Origin of the sequence: Streptomyces sp. NPDC059740 (assembly GCF_042733155.1) — a bacterium.
Classification (GTDB): Bacteria; Actinomycetota; Actinomycetes; order Streptomycetales; family Streptomycetaceae; genus Streptomyces.
Genome location: NZ_JBHWGP010000011.1, coordinates 153,530 through 177,954, shown reverse-complemented (window position 1 = coordinate 177,954; position 24,425 = coordinate 153,530). Strand labels below are relative to the sequence as shown.

Genomic DNA, 24,425 nt, shown 5'->3' with positions numbered 1-24,425 from the left:
GGAGCTACCAGGACTTTTCGGCAACGCCGCGAGGTGCGGTGCCAGACCACGCGGCCCGGGCGGGCATCTTGCAAGGACCTCTAAGGTGAATCGTGTGGCAGAAGGCAACACGAGGCACGAGCAAGCGGAGCCCGGACCGGGCGACCGGACCGGCGAGAGAGCCGCCCGGGACACGGCCACGCCACCGCGGACCGCGGACACACCGCACCCTCCGGCCGGCTCCCCCTCACCCGTGCGCGAGTTCCGCATGACCGAGCTCGCCGAACGCGCAGGCGTCAGCGTCCGCACCATCCGCTTCTACCGGGAACGCAGGCTGCTGCCGCCGCCCCGCCGCGAGGGCCGCATCGCCTGGTACGACGAGCACCATCTGGCCCGCCTGCGGATCATCAGCGGCCTCCTGGAACGCGGCCACGCCCTGAGCGGCATCGCCGAGCTGCTCTCCGCCTTCGACCAGGGACACGACGTCGGCGAACTGCTGGGGGTACGGGAACCGCTGGTCGCGCCCTGGTCCCAGGAGACCCCGGTGCGCCTCACCGCCGAGGAGCTGGCCGACCACTTCAAGGACGACGTCACGGCAGAGAACCTGGCCGACTCCCTGGACATCGGCTACCTGGCCGTCGACGGTGACGACTTCGTCCACGTCAGCCGCCGCCTGCTGGACGCCTCCACCACGCTCGTCGACAAGGGCGTGCCGCTCGCCGCGGTGCTCGCCGCCGGCCGCAGGGTGCGCGAGCACGCCGACGCCCTGGCCCGGCTCTTCACCGACGTGCTCCACCACCACGTCGTCACCCCGCTGCTGACGCACGGCCCTTCGGACGTCCCGGAGACCGAACGCGTCGCCGAGCTCACAGCCCTGCTGGAACAGCTCCGCCCCGTCACCCAGGCCATCCTGGACGCAGAGATGTCCATGGCCATGGACCGCCGCATCCGCTCCGAGGTCGAGGGGTGGCTGCGCACCGGCCGCCGCCCGGACGCGCCACACGAGAACCCCCCGCCGGCGCACGGGGACGCGGCGGAGGGCGGGGACGGATAACGGGAGGACGGACGGCGGGAGGGAGCACACCCGCCGGACCGGATCTCTCAGGCGGTCTGCGGCGTCCTCTCCTCCTTGAGCATGCCGCGGATCTGCTCCCGCATCTCGGGGGAGTCGTCATGGCCGTGGACGGACACCGCGTGCTCCGCGGCGGCCCGCACCACCTCGTCCTCCTCGCCGGAGATGGTCAGCGTGCAGTTCGACTCGCTCGGGTAGTCCCGGCAGTCGGCCACCTTGCGCATCGAGGACACCTTCTTCCGCTCAGCGACGTCGTCGGTGCTCACTCCCCAGGGTCGCGCCGCCGGGCCCCGGGGCCAAACCACCCGCTCACGCGGTCCCGGGGACCCGGGGGCCGGCCGGCCCGGAGCGGCGGCGGCGCCCGCCTTGGCGGCGAAGGGAACCCCGCAGCGGAGCGGCTCCCCTCAGCCGGCCGCCATGTCGTACGTGACCGTCACCGGCGCGTGGTCGCTCCACCGCAGGTCGTGCGAGGCGGCCCGCTCCACCTCCGCCTTCACCGCACGGGCGGCCAGACCCGGGGTGCTGACGTGGTAGTCGATGCGCCAGCCGGAGTCGTTGTCGAAGGCCCGGCCCCGGTAGGACCACCACGAGTAGGGCCCGTCCGCCTCCGGGTACTGGGCCCGCACGACGTCGACGTAGCCGCCGTCGCCCTCGTCCAGCACCTTGCCGAGCCATTCCCGCTCCTCCGGCAGGAACCCGGCGTTCTTCCGGTTGGCCCGCCAGTTCTTCAGGTCCGCCTCGCGGTGGGCGATGTTCCAGTCCCCGCACACCAGCACCTCACGCCCGGCCGCCGCGGCACGCACCCGCAGGTCCCGCAGGTAGGGGAGGAAGGCGGTCATGAACCGCTCCTTCTCCTCCTGCCGCTCGGTGCCGACCTCGCCGGAGGGCAGGTAGAGGCTGGCCACGGTGAGGCCGGGGAGGTCCACCTCGACGTACCGTCCGGCGTCCTCGAACTCGGGCGAGCCGAACCCCACCTGCACCCGCTCCGGCTCGCGCCGCGTGAGGAGCGACACCCCGGCCCGCCCCTTCGCCGCCGCCGGCGCGTGCACCGCGAACCAGCCCTCGGGCTCGCGCACCCCGGCCGGCAGCTGCTCCGGTTCGGCCCGCACCTCCTGGAGGCACACGACGTCCGCACCGGTCCCGGCGAGCCAGGGCACGAACCCCTTCTTGGCGGCGGCACGCAGGCCGTTGACGTTGACGCTGGAGACGGTCAGCACAGCGGGACTCCTCGATCCGGACACTTCGCCGCCGAACCCTAACCGAAACGCGCCCCGGCCCGCGGTGCCCCCGCAACCGCCACCCACCGCGCCGGCACCGCGCCTCCCCGGGCGTGCGAGGCGCCTCACACCCCCACCCGCGGGCCCCCGACCCGCCGTACCCTTGCTCGAATGGAGATCCGTACCGTCGGCTACGACCACCCCGACGCGGTCAAGCTGGACGGCCTCGTCCAGCAGGAGTACGCCCGCCGCTACGGCGACGAGGGCGATGTGACACCGCTGTCCCCGCACATGTTCCGCCCCCCGAACGGCATCTACCTGATCGCCTACGAGGACGACCGCCCGCTGGCGACCGGTGGCTGGCGCTCCATGGCCGAGGGCGAGGACGGCTACCGCGACGGCGACGCCGAGATCAAGCGGATGTTCGTCCTGGAGGAGGCACGGGGGCAGGGCCTGGCCCGCCGCATCCTGGGCCGTCTGGAGTCCGACGCACGGGAGGCGGGCCGGCTCCGCATGGTCCTGGAGACCGGCGACCAGCAGCCCGAGGCCGTGGCCCTCTACCGCTCCAGCGGCTACACCCCGGTGCCCGGCTTCGGCTGCTACCGCGACCAGGAGGGCAGCATCCACATGGCCAAGCCGCTGCACTGAGCCCGGCTTCCCGGACGCCTCCGGGAAGCCGCCCCACCTCCCCCTTTCGAGCGGCCCGGCCTCCGCCCGAGGTGCGGGACGCCCGGCCCGGGCTTTGGCTCGGACCATGCACCCCACACCACGCAGCTCGACCTCGCGACGCCGGCCGGCCCGCCGCCTGGCCCCGGCGGCCCTCCTCGCGGCGCTCTGCCTGACCGGCCTCTCCTCCGCCGCCGCAGGCCCCGCCCCGTGGAGCCGGCCGATGACGGTGCCGCTGCGCGTCTCCAGCGCCTACGGCGTGCCCGGCGACTGGTTGGCGGGACACCACACCGGAGTCGACTTCGCCGTCCCGACCGGCACCCTCGTCCGCGCGGTGAGCGAGGGCACCGTCCTGGTGGCCGGCCCCTACGGCAACTACGGCAACACCGTGCTCCTGCGCCTCGCCGACGGCTACTACGCCCTCTACGCCCACCTGTCCCGGGTCGCCGTCTCCCCCGGCCGCACCGTGGCCTCCGGCACCCTCCTCGGCCACAGCGGCGCCACCGGCCGCGTCACCGGCCCCCACCTCCACTTCGAGATCCGCCGCAACCAGAACTACGGCTCCGACGTCGACCCCCTCGCCCACCTCGCCGCCCACGGCGTGAAGCTCTCCACCCGGGCCACCCCGGGAGAGGCAGCAGTGCCGGACCACCACGACTGACGGACGAGGACCCGGACCGCTGTGCAAGGAAAGTCCGTCCAGACCACATCAGCCCCTGCCCCCAGCGCCATGAAGGCAAAGGGGGCAACGCAGGGCACCAGCCATCCGTGTCGGTGCTTCCGGGTACGTTGAATCAACCGGTACACGCGTAAGGACAGGGGGGCTCGTGTCCGACTCCGGATTCGATGTGGACGTCGACCAGCTCAAGAACTCGGCTCCCGCCTTCAGCAGGGAGGCATCCGCCGTCGCCCAAGCTGCTTCAAGGCTCCGGCATGCCTTGGCCGGCCTCGGCGAACCCTGGGGTGAAGACGAGCAGGGCCAGAAATTCGCCCACGTCTACACCCCGCATCTGCACAGCATCGAGAAGGCCACAGCCGCCCTCACGAAGGGCCTGCACAGTATCCACGACGCAATGCGCGACATGGCAGCCAACCACGAGGAGGCGGACCACCGGTCGGCCTCCGGGTTCGACGCTCACCGGAGGGAGAGGTGAGCGCAGCCGACAAAGCAAAGGAGATAGTGCAGGACCTCACCGGCATGTGGTGGCCGGAAGGCGATCCGGACCAGCTGCACGAGGCCGCCCGCGCTTGGCGCACTTTCGCCGACGACGTCGAGGACTGCACCGCCGCATGCCACAAGAAGGCCCAGGATGTCATCGACACCAACAAAGGCCCTGGAATCGAGGCCTTCAGTGATTTCTGGCGCAGGTACCACGGTGGTGGAAGGGGCTACCTGGATGACCTCGCCGGCGCAGCACGGGTCATGGCCCGGGCCCTGGACCGTTTCGCGGACGAGGTCGCCGAGGCCGAGCGGAAGATCGAGCACGAGCTGTAGATAGCCGGTGCCGTCCTCGTGGCCGGTACAGCCTTGGCCCTCTTCACCGGCGGGCTTTCAGAGGCGGCGGCCGGGGCGGCGACCGAGGCCATCGTGGCCGCTGCGAGCAGCGCGGGCGTCGCTGTCTCCGCCACCGTCGCCGACATCGCAGGGACCGTTCTTGCCTCCGCCGCCGTAGGCGGCATGGAAGCCGTCACCGTCGACGCTGTGGTGGCACAGGGCGGACGCAACCTCCTGGGCGACCAGCAGGGCATCGATCTCCACGAACTCAGCGCAGCCGCCGTGACCGGGGAGCTGGGTGGGGCCCTCGGCGCCGGCACCGGGGTGGCCGAGCGTGCTCTCGGCGGCAGAGCGTCAGCCTTTGACGGCGTCGGCAATGTGCGCTGGGGGGAGGGCGGCGGCGGGACGACCCTTCTCGGCGATACCTACAGAACACCGATCACGACCGATCTACCCAAGCTCATCAACCCCGGCGGCGGCATGACCAACTGCCGAGCCTGCACAATATCCGTCGACCGAACCCTCTCCGGTGCACCGGCCTCTGCCCTCCCCACTCTGAGCCGAGGCTCCCTGGCCACCATTGAAAAGAACTTTCCCGGCAGGTCTTTTCACCCAAGATCTTTCTCTTGGATAGTCAGGGACATGAAAAATGCCGGAGACGGCGCACGCGGCATCGTGTTCGGGAACGACAAGTACGGCGGTCACGTCTTCAACGTGATCAACCGCAGTGGAGACGTGATTTTCCTGGACGGCCAGATCGGCCACGCGGGACATGCTTACAATTGGGCCGACTACCGATTCATGAGGACGAATTGATGCTGAACCACTCGGAAGCCATCAGCCGCGCAGAATCCCTGCTGAGCAGCGAGACCAACCCTGACGACCCGGAACTGGAAATCGACTACGAGAACGTCGAGGAGAGGAACGGAATCCTGATCATTCCGTTCAACTCCGTTCAGTACCTGGACACTCGCGATGCAGCGGACATGCTCCTCGACTGCTGGCCGATCCTGGTCGACCTCGCGACGGGCAAAGCCCGCATGGGCACCATCATGGACCGCCACATCTGGATGTGAGTGACAAAGACCGCTCCTGGTGGCGGTGCCTGCATTGTGGCACCACGGAGCTCTTGTGGGCAGTGCGCCGACGGCCCGCCGGACTGCCGCGGGCCAGCCGTCATCCCGGCCGCTCTCCACGGCGGCCCGTGTGGCGCCCTGCCCCAAGCCCGTTGCCCTCACCGACGAGGCACGCTTCCCACTCAGCCGACCTCAGACAGGCGCACTCCGGCCGCCCCCGCGCCCGCTACACACCCGGGCAGCGTAGCTGTCAACGACGGAGGCCGTAGGCAGGAAACCCGCACCCCTCACACGCCTTCGGTTCCACCGTGGCGATCAGAGCAGCGGCCATCCTGTGCGGCATCCCTTCCCGAACGGGCTGGGCTACGGCGAGTGCGGCCGGGTAGTCCAGGTCGACCGTGTGGAAGAACTCCAGCTGTACTTCGCTGCTGTACGACAACACTCGCGTTAGCCCTCCAGACGTCACAGTCGATCCTGAAGCGCTGCTCAGCTTCGGGCGGGAGCCCTCCGGCCCATCCCGAAGAGGGCGACCGACTCTCCATAATGGCGAGATGCAAATGTCGGAGGGCTTCGCAACCACAGCTGCAGCATTGGCTCCTGTCGTCTGGGCCATCGGGACGATCGAAGTGCAACAACTCAGTAGGAGACTCCGAGCGTGGAATGACGAGATGCTCCAGGACTACAACGAAGCTCACGTCGCCATGGCTGAAGCGGCAGATCGGGGAAGTCTCGCCCGGGCACGAGAGGGATGGGAGAGTGCCCGCACTGGCTGGACTCGCAGACCTCTACCTCCGTTCGGGCTGTACGGGTTATGGCTCTCTCTGAGCACATCGATGGTGGCCTGCACCGCCACCGCGCTCCGCTGGCTCTGTGAAGACGGTGGCCCTGGTAAGGAGTCCGGGCCAGCCTCAGGGAATGCGCGGTTCATCTTCTGGGCGATCACGCTGGCGCTGGCCTTCATCACGCTTCTTCCCGGATACGTGGTCACGTTGGACTCCATCCGTGCGCAGAAGCGTCTCAAGGGGGCACGAATGGCAATCACTCGCCTGGAAGACGAGGCAGAGCGGCGGGTGCATCGGAACGAGGACAGGGAGCCCAGAGAAGCGTCGTACTGATCAAGTAAGGGACGTACCCCCCCTGCCCACCACCCGCCTCGCCCCCAGCTCTTATCCCGTCCGCCCGTCGACCCGCACACCGTGGAGCGGGCGTGGTCCAGGGTGTCCAGGTGGAGCGCGCAACTGTCGAACGAATCGGACGCCATGGACCACGCCTGCTCGGCTCTGCCTGGGTTGATGGTGGACGGGATGGAAGCGACGTACCGGCAGACGGCTACGAAGCTCCTTCTGTCCCGGTGCCGGCCGAGCCCCCGCCGGAGGCATCTGCTTGTAGCGGCAGGTGCTCACTCATCGGTCACACTGGGCATGGGTTGTGGGCGTGCGTCGGCACAGCCAGGGCTGAGCAGGCCGAAAGCAGGAGCGCCTGCGCGCAGCGGAGCCGGGAGCGCGCCCGGCGGCGCGGGAGCGCAGCCGGGGCTTGGTGAGGTAGAGAAACCTGTAACAGCTCTCGGCTGTCCCAGTGCCAGTGCTGCGCCCGGGGAAAGGACGCGGCACGACCGCAGGAGGACCGCAACCCGACCCGAAGCCAACGCTGCTGCGCCATCGGCCAGTGCTGCGACCAGACCGTCTCACGGCGGACCGTCCAGGGCGCCCGTACCGTCCTCCGCTCCGCCCTCAGCAATGCCATGCGGGAAGAGGAGATCTCCAAGAACGTGGCAAGCCTGGTCAAGGTGCCGCCGGCTCGGAAGCCCAAGCCGCATCCCTGGTCGGTGGAAGAGGCACGGACCTTCTTGGAGTCCGCTCGGGTAACCGGTGATCCGCTCTACCCGGCCTACGTGCTCGTGCTGCCGACACACGGCACACCTGCGGCTCGCTCCTGGCGGCCCTTGACGTCCATCCCCGCATCGCCATGCAGATCCTCCGACACAGCAAGATCGCCGTGACAATGGAGATCTACACGCACGTGCCCTCCGAGGCGACCCGCAAGGCGCTGCGGAAGCTGGGCAAGCATCTGAAGGGCTGAGAGCCACAGCGGTTGCTGTACTTCGCTGCTGTACGCAACGCAAGAACCCCCGCCAGTGATCACCGGCGGGGGTTCTGAGCTGTGTGGACCTGAGGGGATTCGAACCCCTGACCCCCTCGTTGCGAACGAGGTGCGCTACCAGCTGCGCCACAGGCCCTTGCGACGAGTGAAACTCTAGCATCCCCGCGAGGGTGGGCAAAAATCGCTTTCGTTCCTGGTCAGCGGAGGGAAGGTCACTCGTTCGCGGCGCGGGGGCGGTCCAGGTCCTCGGCCGGGTCGGCGCCGGGGTCGCGCGCCGGGTTGGCGTACTGGTCGAACAGCGGGGTGCGGTGCCGGGAGCGCCGCGGGGCGGGGCGGGGCGTCGGGTCGGCGGCGGCGCTGGAGCGGGCGGAGCTCCAGGCGTCGTCGGCGTCCAGGTCGACGTGGCCGGTGGCGCGCGGGGCCACCGGCGCCGTCACGTAGGTGGGCAGCGGGACGGGCACCGGGTCCCAGCCCTCGGGCTCGGGACGCGAGGAGGCGCGCTGCTGGTCGACCCACTCGGCGTGGTCGGTCTCCTCCACCACGGCGCGGTGGTTGCGGCCGGTACCCGTCGAGTGGCCCTGGGAGGTCTCGGCGGGGGCGTCCACGCGTGCGTCGGCAGCGCCTTCCTCGGCGCCGGCGGCGGGCGCCGAGGGGCGGGAGCTGCGGCGGCTCTCCCGGAGCCGGCGGGCCGCCGCCTCGGCCTGCCGCTGGTCCATCACAAAGGCGAAGCGCCGGCGCTCCTGCGAGCGCAGGTAGACGATGTACGCGCTCAGCAGCAGCGCGGGCACCGCGGGCGCCCAGAGGAAGGTGACGCCGCCGACGCCCGCCACGACCGCTCCCGCGGTGAAGACCAGGAAGAGCACGGTGATGGTGCGGCGCCGGCGGGCGAGGACCTTGGCGCGGGCGGCGCGCTCGGCGAGCGGGGACCTGGGGCCGGTCGACCGGGGGGCCGGACGGGCCGCGGCACGGTCGGCCTCGTGCGGCTCCGGGACGTGGGACTGGCCGGCGCGGGGTAGCGCCAGGGGCCCGGCCTCCACCGTGGTGGCGGAGGTGTCCGGGCTTTCCGGATCTGCCGCGTCATCGCCGAGCGCCCGTCCGCCCTGCCCCTTGGCATAGCGGCGTTCCATGGCCGCCCGCCCCGACAGCAGCCGGATGGCGGTGCTGAAGCGCTCCGTCGGCCGGGCCTCGTTGAGCTCGTCCTGCCTCCGGAGCCACATGGGCACCAGGTAGGCGGCCCAGGCCCCGACGATGACTGCGTAGATGAGGCCGCTGCTGCTCACGTCTCACACCGTAGAGGGGTTTCGGGGAGGCTATCCGCCAATCGGCTCGGTGTGTCGCTCGCGCCGACTGATATCTCGAACTTTTTTTGCGATTGTTGAGTTCCGCTGTATGCGTGCGCATACATACAGCAATGACATTCGAACAAATTTCTTAATTTCTTGGTGTCGCCGGCCGTGAGCGCCGATAGCGGTGCAGCAATCCCTCCGGCACCTCCTCGACCGTGAGGGCGAAGACCATGTGGTCCCGCCAGCCGCCGTCGATGTGCAGGTAGCGGGGGCGCAGCCCCTCCTCGCGGAAGCCCAGCTTCTCCACCACGCGACGGCTCGGCCCGTTCTCCGGGCGAATGCAGACCTCGATCCGGTGCAGCCCCACACCGCGGAAACAGTGGTCGACCGCGAGCGCCACAGCGGTCGGTATCACACCGCGTCCCGCGACGGCCTCGTCCACCCAGTACCCGATGTGCGCGGAACACATCGAGCCCCAGGTGATACCGGCAACCGTCAACTGGCCCACCAGGGCCCCCCGGTGCTCCACCACGAACGGCAGCATCCGGCCCGCGTGCGCCTCCCGCCGCAGGTGGCGCACCATCTGACGGTAGGTCGGGCGGGCAGGCTGGAGGGCGCCGGGCGGTGGCGGCGGGATGGTCGCCTCCCACGGTCGGAGCCAGTCGCGGTTGCGGCGGTTGACCTCCCGCCAGGCGCGCTGGTCCCGCAGCCTTATCGGCCGCAGTGCGGTGTCCCCGTCGCGCAGGACGACGGGCCAGGGCGCGTTCAGTGCGGGCCCCCGGCGGGTCTGGCGTGGTCGCCGCCGCGCAGCTGGTCGACGGCGTGGGTGAGCAGGCCCTCGAGCACCGTCAGCCCGTCGCGGACCCCGCCGGCGGAACCGGGCAGGTTGACCACCAGGGTCCGCCCGGCCACCCCTGCCAGGCCGCGGGAGAGCGCCGCGGTGGGGACCTTCGTGCGGCCGGCGGCACGGATCGCCTCCGGGATGCCGGGGACCTCGTAGTCCAGGACCCGGCGGGTCATCTCCGGGGTGAGGTCGGTCGGCGAGATGCCGGTGCCGCCGGTGGTGACCACCACGTCGTGGCCGGCGGTGACGGCGGCGCGCAACGCGCTCTCCACCGGCTCGCCGTCGGGGACCACCCGGGGCCCGTCCACCTGGAAGCCGAGGGCCGCCAGCCACGCCACGATCAGCGGGCCGCCGGTGTCCTCGTACACCCCGGCCGCCGCCCGGTTGGAGGCGGTGACCACCAGGGCCCGGTAGGGCGTGCCGGGGCCGGTGGGATCGGCCCCGGGCGCGACGGGAGCGGCCTCCGGGGCGGCACCGGAGGGTGCGGCGGGGACGGCGTCGGGGGCTGTGGAGAGCGGGTCGTGCGAAGTGGGAGAGGTCATGCGCCACTCCTCTCCCGTTCCGGGCGGTGCCAGTCACCGGAGGCGCCGCCGGTCTTCTCCTCTACGCGGACCTCGGAGATCACGGCGCCCTTGTCCACCGCCTTGACCATGTCGACGAGGGTCAGCGCGGCCACCGTCACCGCGGTGAGGGCCTCCATCTCCACGCCGGTGCGGTCGGTGGTGCGCACCGTGGCGGCGATCTCCACGGCCTCGTCGGCCACCGTGAGGTCCACGCTCACCTTGGACAGGGCGAGCGGGTGGCACAGCGGCACGAGGTCGGCGGTGCGCTTGGCGCCCATGATCCCGGCGATGCGGGCGGTCGCGAGGGCGTCGCCCTTGGGCACGCCCTCGCCGCGCAGGAGTTGCACCACGCGGGGCGCCACCAGGACACGGCCGGTGGCGCGGGCCGTGCGGCTGGTGACGTCCTTGCCGGAGACGTCGACCATGTGTGCCGCGCCCGCCTCGTCGAGGTGCGTGAGGTGTTGTTGACCGCTGCTCATCGTTCTCCCGGGCATTCCGCGTACCGCCGTGTGCGACGACACCGTACCCGCACCCGGCCACGGCCCCGCAGTACCCGGCCCGCTCGGCCCCGGCCCGCCCGGCTCCCGGGCCGCTGCGGCGGGTCTGCGGCCCACCGCCGCGGTACGTCCGCGCTCACCCCAGCAGGACGACCTCGACCTCCTCGCCCACCGCGACCTGCGTGGCGTCCTCGGCCACGACCATCAGCGCGTCGGCGCGGGCGAGCGCCGCGACCAGGTGCGATCCCGAGCCCCCCAGCGGGGCGACGGTACCCGCCTCGGCGTCGTAGCTGGCCCGCAGGAACTGGCGCTTGCCGGCGGGCGAGGAGGGCACCGCCTCGGTGCAGCGGGCCGCGACCCGCGGGCGGTGGACGTCCTCGCGGCCCATGAGTGTGCGGATGACGGGGCGTACGAAGAGCTCGAAGGAGACGTAGGCGCTCACCGGGTTGCCGGGGAGGGCGAGCAGCGGGGTGCGGTCGGGGCCCACCAGGCCGAAGCCCTGCGGCTTGCCCGGCTGCATGGCCAGCCGCCGGAAGTCGACCCAGGACAGGCCCTCGTCGTCCTCGCCGAGGTCGCTGAGCGCCTCCTTGACGACGTCGTAGGCGCCGACGCTGACGCCGCCGCTGGTGACCAGGACGTCGGCCCGTACGAGTTGGTCCTCCAGCGCGGCGCGCAGGGTGTGCGCGTCGTCGGCCACCGCGCCGACCCGGTAGGCGATGGCGCCGGCGTCCCGGGCCGCCGCCGTGAGCTGGTAGCTGTTGGAGTCGTGGATCTGGCCGGGGCCGAGCCCTTCGCCCGGCTGGACCAGCTCGCTGCCGGTGGACATCACGACGACGCGGGGCCGGGGCCGGACCCGGACGGTGCCCAGGCCCAGGGCGGCGAGCAGCGCGATCTGCGGCGGCCCGAGGCGGGTACCGGCCTCCAGGGCCAGTTCGCCGGCGCGGACGTCGCTGCCGCGGGCCCGCACGTGGAGGCGTTCGGTGACCGGGCGCAGTACGCGCACCTCGCCGCCGGAGCCCTCCGGGTGGGCGCTGTGCGCACGCATGGCGTCTGCGGGCCCCTGCCCCGTGCCGCCGTCGGTCCACTCCACCGGGACCACCGCTTCGGCGCCCGGCGGCAGCGGCGCGCCCGTCATGATGCGCGCCGCCTGCCCGGGGCCGACGACGGGCAGGTCGGCGCTGCCCGCGGCGACGTCGCCGACGACGGTGAGCACCGCCGGGTACTCCTGGCCGGCGGCGGCCACGTCCGCCACCCGCACCGCGTAGCCGTCCATCGAGCTGTTGTCGAACGGCGGGAGCGCTGCGGGGACCGGGACGGCGTCGACGAGCACGCATCCCTGCGCGTCCAGCAGCGGCAGTTCGATGGGTTCCAGTGGCCGGATGCGACCGAGGACGTCCTCAAGGTGCTCGGCCACCGACCAGACGTGGTCGGTGGCGGGTGGGGTCCGGTCGGTGGTGGACGTCACTGCTGGGGCCTTTCTTTCGGACCTGGGCGGATCGAGAAGCGGGGCCGGGGCGTGGCTTCGCGGAGCGGAGCCTGGGCGCCCCCCGGCCGGCGGCCGGGGAGGGCCCACGCGGAGCGTAGGCGACCGGCGTCGGCACCGCACAGGGACGCACCCGCCCGCCGCGGGACCGGCGTGGTCCGGACGAGAAGCCCTCAGATCTCCTCGGCGACGTAACTCCGCAGCCAGCTGCGGAAGTCCGGGCCGAGGTCCTCGCGCTCGCACGCCAGCCGGACGATGGCGCGCAGGTAGTCGGCCCGGTCGCCGGTGTCGTAGCGGCGCCCCTTGAACACCACGCCGTGCACCGGGCCGCCGAGGGCGGGGTCGGCGGCGAGGACCTGGAGTGCGTCGGTGAGCTGGATCTCGTCGCCGCGTCCCGGTTCGGTCTTGCGCAGCACCTCGAAGACGGCGGGGTCGAGCACGTACCGCCCGATGATGGCGAGGTTGCTGGGCGCGGCCTCGGCCGACGGCTTCTCCACCAGGTCGGAGACCACCACCACGTCGTCGTCACCGGTCGGGGTCGCAGCGGCGCAGCCGTAGAGGTGGATGGCGGCCGGGTCGACCTCCATCAGCGCCACCACCGAGCCGCCGTAGGTCTCCTGAACCTCCACCATGCGTTGCAGCAAGGGGTCGCGGGGGTCGATGAGGTCGTCGCCGAGCAGGACGGCGAAGGGCTGGTCGCCGACGTGCGGGGCCGCGCAGAGCACGGCGTGGCCGAGGCCGCGCGGGGCGCCCTGCCGGACGTAGTGCATCGTGGCGAGGTCGCTGGACTCCTGCACCCGGGCCAGGCGGTCCTTGTCGCCCTTGCGCTGGAGGGCCTCCTCCAGCTCGTAGTTGCGGTCGAAGTGGTCTTCGAGCGGGCGCTTGTTGCGGCCGGTGACCATCAGCACGTCGGACAGCCCCGCGGCGACGGCCTCCTCCACCACGTACTGGATGGCGGGCTTGTCGACGACCGGCAGCATCTCCTTCGGCGTGGCCTTCGTGGCGGGGAGAAAGCGGGTGCCGAGGCCGGCGGCCGGGACGACAGCCTTGGTGATCCGAGGACGTGATTGAGTCATGCGGAGAACGATAACCGCACACTTTGAGCGAATTGTGTGACTCCGCTTAACGGTGGCTGTGAGAGATGTGAGGCGGACCGCGATGGCTTCGGAGAAAACTGACAAGAGCAGGTTGCGCCGGGACCTCCTCCGGACGAGGGCCGCGTTGCCGGAAGGCGACGTTCCGGTGAACGGCCACGCCCTGGCCCGTCATGCCCTTCAGCTGCCGGAGTTGACGGGGGCGCACACCGTCGCCGCGTACGTGTCGGTCGGCCGGGAGCCCTCCACCCGCGAGGTGCTGGAGGGCCTGCGGGAGCGCGGCGTGCGGGTGCTGCTGCCCGTGCTGCTCCCCGACGACGACCTGGACTGGGCCGCCTACGAGGGCCGGGACCACCTGGTGCCGGCCGGCCGCGGCCTCCTCGAACCGGACGGCCCGCGGCTGGGCCCGGAGGCGGTCCTGGCGGCGGACGCGGTGCTGCTGCCGGGGCTCGCCGTGGACCGGCGCGGGCTGCGGCTGGGCCGCGGCGGCGGTTCCTACGACCGGGTGCTGGAGCGCCTCACGCGGGCGGGGAGCCGGGCGGCGCTGGTGGTACTGCTGTACGACGGCGAGGTGCTGGCCCAGGTCCCCGCCGAGCCGCACGACCGGGCGGTGCACGCCGTGGTGACGCCGAGCGGGACCACCCGTTTCCCGGCGCTCTGAGGCGAACGGACAGCGCGGCGGGGGGACACGCGGCCGGCCCCGGCCGCGGAGGGGGAACCTCCGCGGCCGGGGCCGGCCTTCGTCGCGGGCGCGGTGCGCGCGCGGGACGGGTCAGGGAGAGAGCGTGAGCGTGTTCTTGGTGGCCTTCTTGACCGCGCTCTCGCCGAACGCCCAGGGCAGCAGCTCGCCCTTGGCCCACTTCTCCGTCTGGTCGTCGTAGTGCGCGTCGAAGGCGTGGCCCGAGGCGCCGGTGAGGTTGATCCACCGGGACTTGTCGAAGTCGGCCAGGTTGACGACCATCCGCATCGAGGGCACCCACACCACCTGGTAGCCGCCCGCCGCGTTCCAGCCGGTGGCGTCCACCGCGGCCTCGCCGCCGCCCAGGTTGTACGGGCCCCGGTTGTACAGCCCCTGGAGCAGGCCCGGGCCGTCGGTGCCGAGCGTCTGGTTCTTCAGCGTCAGCTGGTGCAGACGGCCCCAGTTCCAGGTGTCGATGTTCTTGCCGAGCTTGGCGGTCAGCTCGTAGCGGGCGTCGTGCAGCGCGTGGGCCAGGAGCTGGTCGCGGTTCTCGTCGACGGTCCTGCCCGCGCTCTCGGTGTGCCACCAGGAGCTGTGCGGGTCCTTCAGCAGGTTGCGGACCACCTCGAACCAGCGGTCGCCGCCGTCGGGCTGGGCCGAGTCCGGGGCGCGCTCACCGCACTCGCGTACCAGCTTGTTCTCGTCCGCGGGGCCGGTGTCGTTGGCGGGCCGCACGTACAGGCACTGGCCCTCCACCCGCAGTTCCTTGGGCATCTTGTTGCCGAAGGCCAGCTTGAGGACGTTGCGCCAGACGGCGTTGAAGTAGGCGGCGGCGGCCGAGTCGGCGTCCTGGGTGTAGTCCCAGCCCTCCAGCAGTCGCTGCGCCTCGCGGACGTAGGGGTCCTTGACGTCGATCTTCAGCAGGTACGGCGTCAGCAGCTTGGCGATCTCGCTGCTGCTGTCCAGCTGCATGGTCTGCATGTCGTCCATGGAGATCTTGCCGCCACCGGAGATCTTGGACTGGATGAGGTCGGTGATGCGCTGGCTGCGGGTGCCGTAGCCCCAGTCCTCGGTGAGCAGGTAGGGGTACTTGCTCTGGTCGACCACGGCCTGGTTGGCGGTGACGATGTAGCCGCGCTCGGGGTTCTCCTCCCACGGCAGCGCGTTCTGCGGGATCCACCTCTTCCACTTGTACCGCGAGTCCCAGCCCGGGACCGGGTAGCGGCCGTCGTCCCCCTCGGCCCTGACCGGGATGCGGCCGGGGGCCTGGTAGCCGATGTTGCCCTTGGTGTCGGCGTAGATGAGGTTCTGGGAGGGGACCTCGAAGTCGCGGGCCGCGGCGCGGAACTGGTCGAAGTCCTTGGCCCGGTCCAGCGCGAAGACGGCGTCCATCGACTTGCCCGGCCTCAGCGCCGTCCACTTCAGGGAGATGGCGTAGCCGTCACCGCGGTCCGGGGCGGAGTTGCCGACCGGTGCGCTCCTGCCGACGTCGGCGAGCTCGCTGTCGCGGTCGGAGACTATGGGCCCGTTGTCGGTGGAGCGGACGGTGATGTGGCGGCTGGGCCCGCCGGCGACCTTGATGGTCTCCTTGCGGGTGGTGAACGCCTTCTGCTTGCCGTCCTCCAGGTAGCCGTCCTCGGTGATCTTCTCCAGGTAGAGGTCGGAGACGTCGGCACCGAGGTTGGTCATGCCCCAGGAGATGTCCTGGTTGTGGCCGATGATCACGCCGGGCATGCCGGAGAAGGTGTAACCGGAGGCGTCGGTGCGGCACTTGTCCGACAGGGTGCGGCAGTGCAGGCCCATCTGGTACCAGAGCGAGGGCTGCTGCGGGGCCAGGTGCGGGTCGTTGGCCAGCAGCGGCTTGCCGGTGGTGGTGTACTTCCCGGACACCACCCAGGAGTTGGAGCCGATGCCGTTGCCGCTCGGGCCGAGCAGCGCCGGCACCTTGTCGAGGGTGCCGGAGAGGGAGGCGAGCTGGGTCGTCAGGCCCTGCGCCGCCTCGGTGACGGTTCCGGTGCCGCCCTGCGTGCCCTGTCCGGCCTCGGCCTTGGGGTCGAAGTCCTTGGTGACGGGGTCGACCGCGCCGTTCTGGACGATCGGCTTGTGGCGGCTGTAGGGGTAGTCGGGGTAGAGCTGGTCGATCTGCTTGGCGGTGAAGCGGCTGGACATCAGGGCCCGGTCGATCTCGTCCTGCATGTTGCCGCGCAGGTCCCAGGCCATGGCCTTGAGCCAGGCCACCGAGTCCACCGGCGTCCACTTCTGCGGCTTGTAGTCGTTGGACAGGCCCAGTTCGGCGTACTCCAGCGAGATGGCCGAGCCCTGGTGCTCCTTCAGGTAGGCGTTGACGCCGGCGGAGTAGGAGCGCAGGTAGCTCTTGGTCGCGGCCGAGAGCTTGGTGTCGTACTCCTGCTGCGCGACGCGGTGCCAGCCCAGGGTGCGCAGGAACGCGTCGGTGTCGACCTGGCTCTTGCCGAACATCTCCGAGAGGCGTCCGGCCGTCATGTGGCGGCGGACGTCCATCTCCCAGAAGCGGTCCTGCGCCTGGACGTAGCCCTGCGCCCGGAAGAGGTCCTCGTCGGTGTCGGCGTAGACCTGCGGGATGCCGTTGCCGTCCCGCTGCACCTCGACGGGGCTGCTCAGCCCCGGGAGCTTCAACGAGCCCGTGGTCTGCGGGAACGAGCCCCTGACGGTACTGACACCCCAGTACGACCCGTAGCCGACGCCCGCCACCAGGAGCAGCACGACCGTGATCACGACGAGGCGGGCGCGGCGCCCCTTCTTCTTGCGGGTGGTGCCGGTCTTGTTGGCGGGCATCTCTGTCCTTCGAGGGCAGGGTGGGAGTGCTGGAGCAACCATAGGCGTAGCCGCCGAGCGACCCCTACGCGGTGCCGGTCCTCGCCTCCGCCGCGGTCAAGGGATGGTAAATTGTTAGAGTCAGTAACTAGCTACGGTAAGAATGTGCGGCCCGGGGACGCTCCCGCGGGAGTCCTGCGCACCTCTCGCCGACGGCCGGGGAGTCCGGACGGCGGTGAGCGTCCCCCCGCACCGGGCGCCGAGGGAGCCGTGAACGGCGCCCCGCCGTACGGCGGATGGGGGGAGCGTGCGGCACCGTCCGGGCGAGCCGTCCCGAACCGGCGCGAACTGACCCATACTTCGACGCGACCGTCGACCGGGCACCGCCTCGGCGTCGGCCGGAGAACCACCGGGAAGGAGCCCCGCCCCTGACTGTCGACCGCCTCAACGAAGTCCTGCTGTTCTGCTCACTCGTCCTTCTGGTCGCGGTCGCGGCGGTTCGGCTCTCCTCCCGCAGCGGGCTCCCCACCCTGCTCATCTACCTCGGCATCGGCGTCGTCATAGGCCAGGACGCCCTCGGCGTCCGGTTCGACAACGCCGCACTGACCCAGACCCTGGGGTACGCGGCCCTCGTCGTCATCCTCGCCGAGGGCGGGCTCGGTACGAAGTGGAAGGACATCCGGCCGAGTCTGCCCCGGGCCGCGACGCTCTCCACGGTGGGTGTCGCGGTGAGCGTCGGCGTCACCGCCGCCGGCGCCCACTGGCTGGCCGGCCTGGAGTGGAAGAACGCCCTGCTGATCGGCGCGGTGGTCTCCTCGACGGACGCCGCCGCCGTCTTCTCCGTCCTGCGCAACGTCCCGCTGCCCAAGAGTCTGACCGGCGTGCTGGAGGCCGAGTCCGGCTTCAACGACGCCCCCGTCGTCATCCTGGTCGTCACCTTCTCGCAGGCGGGCGCCATCGGGCACTGGTACGTGCTGCTCGGCGAGATCCTGCTGGAGTTGGCGATCGGCGCGGCCGTCGGCCTGGCCATCGGGTGGCTCGGGGCCTGGGGGATGCGGCACGTGGCGCTGCCCGCCTCGGGCCTCTACCCGATCGCGGTCATGGCGCTGACCGTCTGCGCGTACGCGACCTCGGCGCTCGCCCACGGCTCGGGCTTCCTCGCGGTCTACCTAGCGGCGATGATCCTCGGCAACGCCCGGCTGCCGCACGCCCCGGCGACCCGGGGTTTCGCCGAGGGCATCGGCTGGCTCGGCCAGATCGGCATGTTCGTCCTGCTCGGCCTGCTCGTCACGCCGCACAAGCTGGTGGACGACACAGTGCCGGCGCTGGTCATCGGCCTGGTGCTGACGCTGGTCGCCCGGCCCGCCTCGGTGCTGGTGGCGCTCCTGCCGTTCCGGACGCCGTGGCGGGAGCAGACCCTGCTGTCCTGGGCGGGGCTGCGCGGGGCCGTGCCGATCGTCCTGGCGACCATCCCGATGGTGGCCGGCCTGCCCGGCAGCGACCACGTCTTCAACATCGTCTTCGTCCTGGTCGTGGTCTACACGCTGATCCAGGGGCCCACTCTGCCGTGGCTGGCCAAGCGGCTGCGGGTGACGACCGAGAAGTCCGCCGACCTCGGCATCGAGTCGGCCCCGCTGGAGCGGCTCCGCGGCCACCTGCTGTCCACCACGATCGGCGAGAAGTCGCGGATGCACGGCGTGGAGGTGGGCGAACTGCGGTTGCCGCCGGGGTCGGCGGTCACCCTGGTGGTGCGCGACGACCGCAGCTTCGTGCCCGGCCCGACCGACATCCTGCGGCGCGGCGACGAACTCCTGGTGGTCGCCACCGACCAGGTCCGCGACGCGGCGGAAGGACGGCTCCAGGCGGTCTCGCAGGGCGGCAAGCTCGCGGGCTGGCTCGGCGCCGACGACCAGCCGGGGAGGGCCGGCGGCCAGGTGGCGGGCGCGGGCAGGCGGCCCCGGCGGGGTGCCGGCTGACACGGCGAGGGCGGCCGGACGAGGGGCGCGCAGGTGGCTCTGCGGCGCCGCGGGCCCACCGGCCGCCGGAGGCCGGGAGGCGGGGCGGACCGCGGCCGTCCGGGCGTGGAGTCGGTCACCCGTGGGCCCGTCGCAGTGGACGCGCGCGCCGGAATACTGCACTATGGAGCGTCGTTAGCACTCATCGAGTGAGAGTGCCAGGAGGAAGACAGTGCCGACGTACCAGTACCAGTGCACCGAGTGCGGTGAAGGCCTTGAGGCCGTCCAGAAGTTCACCGACGACTCGTTGACCGAGTGCCCGAGCTGCCAGGGGCGCCTGAAGAAGGTCTTCTCGGCGGTCGGCATCGTCTTCAAGGGCTCGGGCTTCTACCGCAACGACAGCCGCTCCTCGTCGAGCAGCAGCTCCGCCGGCTCCTCGACCTCCGGCAGCTCCTCCAGCACGGCCGGGTCGTCCGCTGCGAGCAGCTCCTCGACCTCCTCGTCGAGCGATGCGGGCTCCACCTCGAAGTCCTCCGGCTCGGAGAGCAAGTCCACCTCCAGCACCACGGGCTCCTCCAGCTCCACGAGCAGCTCCGCCGCCTGACAGCGGCCCTCCGTCTCACCGGGACCCGTCCGGCGCCACCACCTGGCCCGGGCGGGTCCCGTTGCGTGTGCGCCCTGCGGCGGCCCGCAGCGGCGGGGCGGCGGGCCGGGCCACGGGCCGTGGCCGGCGGGCCTGCGCCCCTGTCCGGCGCCCGTGACCGGCCGGCCTGCGGCACCGCCCGGGCGTCCGTCACCTTCCGGTAAGTCCTGGGCCTGCCCGGCGGGTGGCCTCGCTGGTTAGGGTGAGCCGCATGGCTGACGCGGAGATCGGCGTAATCGGCGGGTCGGGGTTCTACTCCTTCCTCGACGACGTGACCGAGGTCACGGTGGAGACGCCCTACGGACAACCCAGCGATTCCCTCTTCCTCGGGGAGGTGGCGGGCCGGCGGGTCGCCTTCGTCCCGCGGCACGGACGCGGGCACCACCTGCCGCCCGACCGGATCAACTACCGCGCCAACCTGTGGGCGCTGCGCTCCGTGGGGGTGCGGCAGGTCCTGGGCCCCTGCGCGGTGGGCGGGCTGCGCGCCGAGCACGGGCCCGGCACCCTCCTCGTGCCTGACCAGCTGGTGGACCGCACCAAGGGGCGCGTGCAGACCTACTTCGACGGCATCCCCCTGGCCGACGGCTCGTTGCCGAACGTCGTGCACACCACTTTCGCCGACCCCTACTGCCCGGTGGGGCGCGCGGCGGCCGTCGGAGCGGCCCGCGGCCGGGGCTGGGAGGCGGTGGACGGCGGCACCCTCGTCGTCGTCGAGGGCCCCCGGTTCTCCACCCGCGCCGAGTCCCGCTGGCATGCGGCACAGGGCTGGGACGTGGTGGGCATGACGGGCCACCCCGAGGCCGTGCTCGCCCGTGAACTGTCCCTCTGCTACACCTCGCTGACCCTCGTCACCGACCACGACGCCGGGCTGGAGACGGGTGAGGGCGTGGCGCACGAGGAGGTGCTGCGCGTCTTCGGGGAGAACATCGGACGGCTGCGGGAGGTCCTGTTCGACGCGGTGGCGGCTCTGCCCGGGGCCGCGGCCCGGGACTGCCTGTGCACCCGGCCGCACGAGGGGCTGGACCTGGGCATCACGCTGCCCTGAACGGGAGCGGCGGGTCCGCGGGGAGACGGGCGCTCCGGACGTCCCAGGCCGCCGGGGCGCCTGTGCTGCCTGCACCGCCCAGTGCTGCCCGTGGCCCCTGCCGCCTGTGACCCGTGTGCTGTCCGGGGCGCCTCTGTTGTCTGTGGCTCGTGTGAGGGAACAGGTTGTCCCCATCAGCGCTGCCGTCCACAGGGCCGCACACGGGTGGACGACTTGCGGGATCGTCTGGGGAGACACGCGGCGGGCGACCGGTGACGGACCGCCTGCCGGAACCTCTTCCCCACCTCAAGGCGGTGCCGCCGTGTACTCCTCCGCTCCTCCCCGTCCCCTCCCCTTCTCCGTCGTCACGTCCCCGGCGCGGAGTGCACGGCGGCCTCTCCGGCCGGGTGTGAGGTTCCCCACGTCCGAGGATCGCGGCCCCCTCGCGGCCGGTCCGCCGGGCGGGGGACGCGACCCTGCCCCCGACGTCCCAGGGGTGCAGGTCCCACGGCCACCGGGACGCGCCCTCGCTCCGCCCACCGGCTCGGCCGCTGTCGCCCTTCCGTCGCCCGGCCCGGTGACACGCGCTTGGCGTCGGCCCGCGTCGCCGAGGACACTGACGTGGACGTGCCCCCCGTGGGACGACGCGGTCCCCGCTCCCTCGCCCCGCCATTGCGGCGTGCGGGCGGCGCTGAGGCGCCCGGTACCGCGCCGTCCGTGCCCGAGGGGACGCGCGGTGTGGTCCGGGTTCACCGTGCCCACCGCCGTTACCGTAGGGCGCGATGCCGGGAAGGCGTCGTGTCCGCAGCGAGCAGAAGAGCAACGAAAGAGGCTTCCGGGTGACCGAGAAGAAGGGCGTGCTGGCGGGATTCAAGGAATTCCTGATGCGCGGCAACGTGATCGAACTCGCGGTCGCGGTCGTTGTCGGTGCGGCGTTCACCAACATCGTCAACGCCGTCGTCAAGGGCCTCATCAACCCGTTGATCGGCGCGATCGGCACCACGAACCTGGACGACTACTCGTTCTGCCTCGGCGACTGCCGCGAGAACTCCGCCGGCGAGGTGATCAAGGGTGTCCACGTCATGTGGGGCTCGGTCGTCACCGCCGCGCTGACCTTCCTGATCACCGCCGCGGTCGTCTACTTCCTCATGATCCTTCCCATGAACAAGTGGAAGGAGCGCCAGGAGGCGAAGAAGGGCCTGGTGCCGCCGCCGCTCGCACCCACCGAGGTGGAGCTGCTGGCCGAGATCCGCGACCTGCTCCTCGCCCAGCGCGAGGAGGGACGCACCGCGGCCGACCCCCGTGGCTTCCGCGAGGAGGAGAGCACCGGCCCGCTGTCGAAGCGGCAGGCCGCCGTGGGCGGGCAGCCGCGAGGTCACTGACCTCCGGCGCACCGCCGGGCCCGCCGCGGGGGCGGCGCGGCGACTCAGATGTGGTGCGGGGGCTTCTCGTCCAGGAACCGCGCGAGGTCGGAGGCTCCCGTGGCCGACGCCGGGCGTTCCCCCCAGCCCTGGTCGGTGTCGTCGCGGGAGGGGCGGTCCAGCGGGTCGTCGAAGACCAGCGAGGCGCCCGGCCTCTTTGCCCGGCCGTCCGCCGGCTGCTCGACGGCCTGCTCTTCGTCGGACGGCGAACCGTCCGTGGGTGTCGTACGCACCCCACCAGCGTACGGCGGGGCCGCGGCGGGCGGCTCTCCCGCCGGACGGGCCGGGCCGCGGTGTCACCGGGCGGCGAGCGCCTCGTGCCACCACATGTCCCGTCCCGGGGTCCAGGGCACGGGACGCGGAGCACGGCTGACGACGAGCACGGAGCGGACAGCGGTGGCCCGGGCGGACAGGGCACGGTCCAGACCGGCCTTGAGCGGCTGCACGGCGTGCCCCCAGTAGGCGGCGTCCGCGGTGATCACCACGGCAGCGTCCGTGTCCGCCACGGCGTCCGCCAGGTCCCGCGCCGACATCTCCACCGGCCAGTTCACCCGCCGGGCGTCCAGACGCACGCAGGCCAGCGCGGTGACCACGGCCTCCGGGACGAGCGGCAGGTGGACGGCCACCTCGTCGCCCGGACGCACCCCCAGCCGCCGCAGAGCCGCCGCAGCCAGCCCGGCCTGCTCCACAAGGTACGCGTGGAAGAAGGTGTCGTCGGCCGGGTCGGGCACCGTCCGGTGATCGGCTTCCGGGGACGCCACCGGCGGACGCGGCCGTCGGCGCGAGGACGTCACGGAGGAGGAGCCGGCGGGTATGACCACTTTCAGGTCCGGCCGGGCGGGGAGGGAGCGGGGGGAGGGCGACATGGCGTCCACCCTGCGCACCCGAGGTCAATGTTCCCTGAACGAACGATGGACGGCCCCGGGCCCGGCGCCTGCCGGCGATGGCCCGGGCGCGCCGCCCACCTGGCACGGGGACGGGGCTTCCAGCGGCGCCCTCCCGTGCCTACCCCGGCAGGGTGCGCGTCACGCCTCGTGCCCCGCGGACAGCCGGTCCAGCGCGGCGAGGGTGAGCGCCTGCACCCCGGTGGTGAGGGTCGGCTGGACCACGGGGGCGAACCGGGAGGAGTGGTTGGAGGGGATGTCCTGGGCCAGGGTGCCCGCCTCGAACGCCTTCCGGAAGGCCGCCGGCTCCCACCCGCCGAGCCACCAGTAGTACAGCGGCGCCTGCGCTGCGGCGGCGAGCGCCCCGACGTCCTCGCTGCCGGTCGCCGGCTCGTAGGCGAAGAGCCGGTGCTCCCCGAGGGCCTCGCGGAGGGTCCGGTTGACCCCGGTCAGGGTGCGGCTGTCGTTGACGGTCACGGGGAAGGTGTCCAGTACCTCCGTCTCCGGCTCCTGGTCGGCCCCGGACGCCGCAGCCTCCGCCCGCGCCACGCGGTCGACCGCCGCCAGCACCCGTTGCCGCAGCCTCTCGTCGAAGGAGCGGATGCTGAGCTGGACGGTGGCGTGGTCCGGGATGACGTTGGGTGCGTCGCCGGCGTGGAAGGAGCCGATGGTCACCACCACCTGGTCCTTGGCCGCCACCTCCCGCGCCACCACGCCCTGCACGCGCTGGACGAACGCCGCGGCCATGAGGACGGCGTCGACCGCCGTCTCCGGCCGGGAGCCGTGTCCGCCCTTGCCGTGGAAGGTGATCCGCAGGTTGTCGCTGGCCGCCATGCAGGGTCCGTCGCAGTAGGCGATGAGGCCCGCGCCGAAGGGGGCCACGTGCTGGGCGAGGACCACGTCGGGCCTGGGCACCCGGTCGTAGAGGCCGTCGTCGACCATGGCCTGCGCGCCCGCCCCCTTCTCCTCGCCGGGCTGGAACAGCGCGACCACCGTCCCCGACCAGTGCTCGCGGCCGGCGGCGAGCAGTTCGGCGGCGCCCACCAGGCAGCTGACGTGCACGTCGTGCCCGCAGGCGTGCATGACGCCGGAAGTCTGCGAGGCGTACGGCAGCCCGGTCCGCTCGGGCACGGGCAGCGCGTCCATGTCGGCCCGCAGCAGCACCACGGGCCCGTCCCCGTTGCGCAGTACGCCGGCCACCCCCGTGCCGCCGATGCCCGTGTGGGTCCGGTACCCGCACGCCTGGAGGCGGCGCGCGGCCTCGGCGGCGGTGCGGTGCTCCTGGAAGGCGAGTTCCGGGTGGCGGTGCAGGTCCTCGTAGAGCTTCTCGAGGTCGGGCATACGGGCGTCGAGGGAGGCAAGGACCTCCCTGTGCGGGCCTGCGTTCATGCGGTCGGCAACCTCCTTCTCCTCCCGGCCGTCGCCGCCGGCCGGGCCGGGTGCCGGGCCCCGCCCGGTGGCGGGTCGTCCCGGGGCGGCACTCGGCGGGGCGACGCCGACCGGCTCTGCGAGCTGGTCGTTGGCATTCGATCACGGGCAGGGGGCCGGCAACAGGTCCCGCGCGGACCGGCCTCGTCCCGCCCGAGCCGTCCGCGGTCCCGAGCCCGTGCCGGTGGGAGGTGCCCCGTGCGCGCGGTTCGAGGCGGCCACCCGG

Annotated in this window: 26 protein-coding genes and 1 tRNA gene; 14 read left to right on the top strand and 13 right to left on the bottom strand. The window is 72.2% G+C overall.

Annotation, left to right across the window (positions count from 1 at the left end; genetic code table 11):
• Positions 1-247: 247 nt before the first annotated feature.
• Positions 248-1,033, top strand: a complete 786-nt coding sequence (locus ACFV3R_RS16240; protein WP_385582109.1) for a MerR family transcriptional regulator — start codon at positions 248-250, stop codon at positions 1,031-1,033.
• A 47-nt stretch (positions 1,034-1,080) separates the two neighbouring features.
• Here the strand turns inward: ACFV3R_RS16240 and ACFV3R_RS16235 are convergent, their stop codons facing one another.
• Positions 1,081-1,275 (bottom strand): DUF1059 domain-containing protein, encoded by a 195-nt coding sequence (locus tag ACFV3R_RS16235; RefSeq protein WP_385582270.1) that lies wholly within the window; start codon positions 1,273-1,275, stop codon positions 1,081-1,083.
• A gap of 180 nt (positions 1,276-1,455) precedes the next feature.
• Positions 1,456-2,268 (bottom strand): exodeoxyribonuclease III, encoded by an 813-nt coding sequence (locus ACFV3R_RS16230; protein ID WP_385582106.1) that lies wholly within the window; start codon positions 2,266-2,268, stop codon positions 1,456-1,458.
• 171 nt (positions 2,269-2,439) lie between these two features.
• On the opposite strand from ACFV3R_RS16230, the gene ACFV3R_RS16225 reads away from it, so the two are divergent.
• The 8 genes from ACFV3R_RS16225 (at position 2,440) to ACFV3R_RS16190 (ending at position 7,584) form a co-directional block, all read left to right on the top strand.
• On the top strand, positions 2,440-2,916 hold the full coding sequence (locus tag ACFV3R_RS16225) for a GNAT family N-acetyltransferase (protein ID WP_385582104.1): 477 nt from the start codon (positions 2,440-2,442) through the stop codon (positions 2,914-2,916).
• Positions 2,917-3,022: 106 nt separating this feature from the next.
• Positions 3,023-3,595, top strand: coding sequence for a M23 family metallopeptidase (locus ACFV3R_RS16220; protein WP_385582101.1), 573 nt, complete (start codon positions 3,023-3,025; stop codon positions 3,593-3,595).
• Between the two features lie 166 nt (positions 3,596-3,761).
• The gene (locus tag ACFV3R_RS16215) at positions 3,762-4,088 is read left to right on the top strand and encodes a WXG100 family type VII secretion target (RefSeq protein WP_385582099.1); all 327 of its coding nucleotides are present in this window, start codon (positions 3,762-3,764) and stop codon (positions 4,086-4,088) included.
• The gene (locus ACFV3R_RS16210) at positions 4,085-4,429 is read left to right on the top strand and encodes a WXG100 family type VII secretion target (RefSeq protein WP_385582096.1); all 345 of its coding nucleotides are present in this window, start codon (positions 4,085-4,087) and stop codon (positions 4,427-4,429) included. The genes ACFV3R_RS16215 and ACFV3R_RS16210 overlap by 4 nt, the downstream gene beginning before the upstream one ends.
• A gap of 18 nt (positions 4,430-4,447) precedes the next feature.
• Positions 4,448-5,245, top strand: a complete 798-nt coding sequence (locus tag ACFV3R_RS16205; protein ID WP_385582093.1) for a toxin glutamine deamidase domain-containing protein — start codon at positions 4,448-4,450, stop codon at positions 5,243-5,245.
• Positions 5,245-5,505 carry a YrhB domain-containing protein gene (locus tag ACFV3R_RS16200; RefSeq protein ID WP_385582089.1) on the top strand — a complete coding sequence of 87 codons (261 nt, stop codon included), beginning with the start codon at positions 5,245-5,247 and terminating at the stop codon, positions 5,503-5,505. Before ACFV3R_RS16205 ends, ACFV3R_RS16200 begins: the two co-directional genes overlap by 1 nt.
• Before the next feature lie 551 nt (positions 5,506-6,056).
• Positions 6,057-6,620 (top strand): hypothetical protein, encoded by a 564-nt coding sequence (locus ACFV3R_RS16195; protein WP_385582085.1) that lies wholly within the window; start codon positions 6,057-6,059, stop codon positions 6,618-6,620.
• 850 nt (positions 6,621-7,470) lie between these two features.
• Positions 7,471-7,584 carry an integrase gene (locus ACFV3R_RS16190; protein WP_385582082.1) on the top strand — a complete coding sequence of 38 codons (114 nt, stop codon included), beginning with the start codon at positions 7,471-7,473 and terminating at the stop codon, positions 7,582-7,584.
• 84 nt (positions 7,585-7,668) lie between these two features.
• On the opposite strand, the gene ACFV3R_RS16185 is transcribed toward ACFV3R_RS16190, so the two are convergent.
• The 7 genes from ACFV3R_RS16185 to galU form a co-directional block, all read right to left on the bottom strand.
• Positions 7,669-7,741, bottom strand: a tRNA-Ala gene (locus tag ACFV3R_RS16185).
• 76 nt (positions 7,742-7,817) lie between these two features.
• Positions 7,818-8,885 carry a gephyrin-like molybdotransferase receptor GlpR gene (glpR, locus tag ACFV3R_RS16180; RefSeq protein ID WP_385582079.1) on the bottom strand — a complete coding sequence of 356 codons (1,068 nt, stop codon included), beginning with the start codon at positions 8,883-8,885 and terminating at the stop codon, positions 7,818-7,820.
• 151 nt (positions 8,886-9,036) lie between these two features.
• Positions 9,037-9,660: a GNAT family N-acetyltransferase gene (locus tag ACFV3R_RS16175; RefSeq protein ID WP_385582267.1), complete on the bottom strand. Its 624-nt coding sequence runs from the start codon at positions 9,658-9,660 to the stop codon at positions 9,037-9,039.
• Positions 9,657-10,277 carry a molybdenum cofactor biosynthesis protein B gene (locus ACFV3R_RS16170; protein WP_385582077.1) on the bottom strand — a complete coding sequence of 207 codons (621 nt, stop codon included), beginning with the start codon at positions 10,275-10,277 and terminating at the stop codon, positions 9,657-9,659. The genes ACFV3R_RS16175 and ACFV3R_RS16170 overlap by 4 nt, the downstream gene beginning before the upstream one ends.
• The gene (moaC, locus tag ACFV3R_RS16165; protein WP_385582074.1) at positions 10,274-10,777 is read right to left on the bottom strand and encodes a cyclic pyranopterin monophosphate synthase MoaC; all 504 of its coding nucleotides are present in this window, start codon (positions 10,775-10,777) and stop codon (positions 10,274-10,276) included. The genes ACFV3R_RS16170 and moaC overlap by 4 nt, the downstream gene beginning before the upstream one ends.
• A gap of 154 nt (positions 10,778-10,931) precedes the next feature.
• Positions 10,932-12,260 (bottom strand): gephyrin-like molybdotransferase Glp, encoded by a 1,329-nt coding sequence (glp, locus tag ACFV3R_RS16160; RefSeq protein ID WP_385582071.1) that lies wholly within the window; start codon positions 12,258-12,260, stop codon positions 10,932-10,934.
• A gap of 191 nt (positions 12,261-12,451) precedes the next feature.
• Positions 12,452-13,354 carry a UTP--glucose-1-phosphate uridylyltransferase GalU gene (gene galU, locus ACFV3R_RS16155; protein WP_385582068.1) on the bottom strand — a complete coding sequence of 301 codons (903 nt, stop codon included), beginning with the start codon at positions 13,352-13,354 and terminating at the stop codon, positions 12,452-12,454.
• 82 nt (positions 13,355-13,436) lie between these two features.
• Here galU and ACFV3R_RS16150 point away from each other — a divergent pair, with 82 nt between their 5' ends.
• A complete protein-coding gene (locus ACFV3R_RS16150) occupies positions 13,437-14,033 on the top strand; it encodes a 5-formyltetrahydrofolate cyclo-ligase (RefSeq protein WP_385582065.1) in 597 nt (198 codons plus the stop codon).
• A 111-nt stretch (positions 14,034-14,144) separates the two neighbouring features.
• Here the strand turns inward: ACFV3R_RS16150 and ACFV3R_RS16145 are convergent, their stop codons facing one another.
• A complete protein-coding gene (locus tag ACFV3R_RS16145) occupies positions 14,145-16,865 on the bottom strand; it encodes a penicillin acylase family protein (protein WP_385582063.1) in 2,721 nt (906 codons plus the stop codon).
• A gap of 275 nt (positions 16,866-17,140) precedes the next feature.
• On the opposite strand from ACFV3R_RS16145, the gene ACFV3R_RS16140 reads away from it, so the two are divergent.
• The 4 genes from ACFV3R_RS16140 to mscL all read left to right on the top strand — a co-directional run bounded on the left by ACFV3R_RS16140 (position 17,141) and on the right by mscL (position 21,848).
• Positions 17,141-18,820: a potassium/proton antiporter gene (locus ACFV3R_RS16140; protein ID WP_385582060.1), complete on the top strand. Its 1,680-nt coding sequence runs from the start codon at positions 17,141-17,143 to the stop codon at positions 18,818-18,820.
• A gap of 211 nt (positions 18,821-19,031) precedes the next feature.
• Positions 19,032-19,403 (top strand): FmdB family zinc ribbon protein, encoded by a 372-nt coding sequence (locus ACFV3R_RS16135; protein WP_385582057.1) that lies wholly within the window; start codon positions 19,032-19,034, stop codon positions 19,401-19,403.
• Between the two features lie 250 nt (positions 19,404-19,653).
• On the top strand, positions 19,654-20,487 hold the full coding sequence (locus ACFV3R_RS16130) for an S-methyl-5'-thioadenosine phosphorylase (RefSeq protein ID WP_385582053.1): 834 nt from the start codon (positions 19,654-19,656) through the stop codon (positions 20,485-20,487).
• 818 nt (positions 20,488-21,305) lie between these two features.
• Positions 21,306-21,848: a large conductance mechanosensitive channel protein MscL gene (gene mscL, locus ACFV3R_RS16125; protein ID WP_385582052.1), complete on the top strand. Its 543-nt coding sequence runs from the start codon at positions 21,306-21,308 to the stop codon at positions 21,846-21,848.
• 44 nt (positions 21,849-21,892) lie between these two features.
• Here mscL and ACFV3R_RS16120 read toward each other — a convergent pair whose 3' ends face one another.
• The 3 genes from ACFV3R_RS16120 to ACFV3R_RS16110 all read right to left on the bottom strand — a co-directional run bounded on the left by ACFV3R_RS16120 (position 21,893) and on the right by ACFV3R_RS16110 (position 24,160).
• Positions 21,893-22,120, bottom strand: coding sequence for a hypothetical protein (locus ACFV3R_RS16120; protein ID WP_385582049.1), 228 nt, complete (start codon positions 22,118-22,120; stop codon positions 21,893-21,895).
• 63 nt (positions 22,121-22,183) lie between these two features.
• Positions 22,184-22,618 carry an AMP-binding protein gene (locus ACFV3R_RS16115; RefSeq protein WP_385582046.1) on the bottom strand — a complete coding sequence of 145 codons (435 nt, stop codon included), beginning with the start codon at positions 22,616-22,618 and terminating at the stop codon, positions 22,184-22,186.
• 294 nt (positions 22,619-22,912) lie between these two features.
• Positions 22,913-24,160 carry an amidohydrolase gene (locus ACFV3R_RS16110; protein WP_385582043.1) on the bottom strand — a complete coding sequence of 416 codons (1,248 nt, stop codon included), beginning with the start codon at positions 24,158-24,160 and terminating at the stop codon, positions 22,913-22,915.
• Positions 24,161-24,425: the final 265 nt, after the last annotated feature.

Bases quoted from the DNA above. Each gene is read 5' to 3' on its own strand.
- ACFV3R_RS16145 (WP_385582063.1), bottom strand. From the start codon at position 16,865: ATGCCCGCCAACAAGACCGGCACCACCCGCAAGAAGAAGGGGCGCCGC.
- ACFV3R_RS16150 (WP_385582065.1), top strand. From the start codon at position 13,437: ATGGCTTCGGAGAAAACTGACAAGAGCAGGTTGCGCCGGGACCTCCTC.
- ACFV3R_RS16200 (WP_385582089.1), top strand. From the start codon at position 5,245: ATGCTGAACCACTCGGAAGCCATCAGCCGCGCAGAATCCCTGCTGAGC.
- ACFV3R_RS16235 (WP_385582270.1), bottom strand. From the start codon at position 1,275: ATGCGCAAGGTGGCCGACTGCCGGGACTACCCGAGCGAGTCGAACTGC.
- ACFV3R_RS16130 (WP_385582053.1), top strand. From the start codon at position 19,654: ATGGCTGACGCGGAGATCGGCGTAATCGGCGGGTCGGGGTTCTACTCC.
- ACFV3R_RS16220 (WP_385582101.1), top strand. From the start codon at position 3,023: ATGCACCCCACACCACGCAGCTCGACCTCGCGACGCCGGCCGGCCCGC.
- moaC (WP_385582074.1), bottom strand. From the start codon at position 10,777: ATGAGCAGCGGTCAACAACACCTCACGCACCTCGACGAGGCGGGCGCG.
- ACFV3R_RS16170 (WP_385582077.1), bottom strand. From the start codon at position 10,277: ATGACCTCTCCCACTTCGCACGACCCGCTCTCCACAGCCCCCGACGCC.
- ACFV3R_RS16195 (WP_385582085.1), top strand. From the start codon at position 6,057: ATGCAAATGTCGGAGGGCTTCGCAACCACAGCTGCAGCATTGGCTCCT.
- ACFV3R_RS16240 (WP_385582109.1), top strand. From the start codon at position 248: ATGACCGAGCTCGCCGAACGCGCAGGCGTCAGCGTCCGCACCATCCGC.
- ACFV3R_RS16110 (WP_385582043.1), bottom strand. From the start codon at position 24,160: ATGAACGCAGGCCCGCACAGGGAGGTCCTTGCCTCCCTCGACGCCCGT.
- ACFV3R_RS16190 (WP_385582082.1), top strand. From the start codon at position 7,471: ATGCAGATCCTCCGACACAGCAAGATCGCCGTGACAATGGAGATCTAC.
- ACFV3R_RS16140 (WP_385582060.1), top strand. From the start codon at position 17,141: ATGGGGGGAGCGTGCGGCACCGTCCGGGCGAGCCGTCCCGAACCGGCG.
- galU (WP_385582068.1), bottom strand. From the start codon at position 13,354: ATGACTCAATCACGTCCTCGGATCACCAAGGCTGTCGTCCCGGCCGCC.
- ACFV3R_RS16225 (WP_385582104.1), top strand. From the start codon at position 2,440: ATGGAGATCCGTACCGTCGGCTACGACCACCCCGACGCGGTCAAGCTG.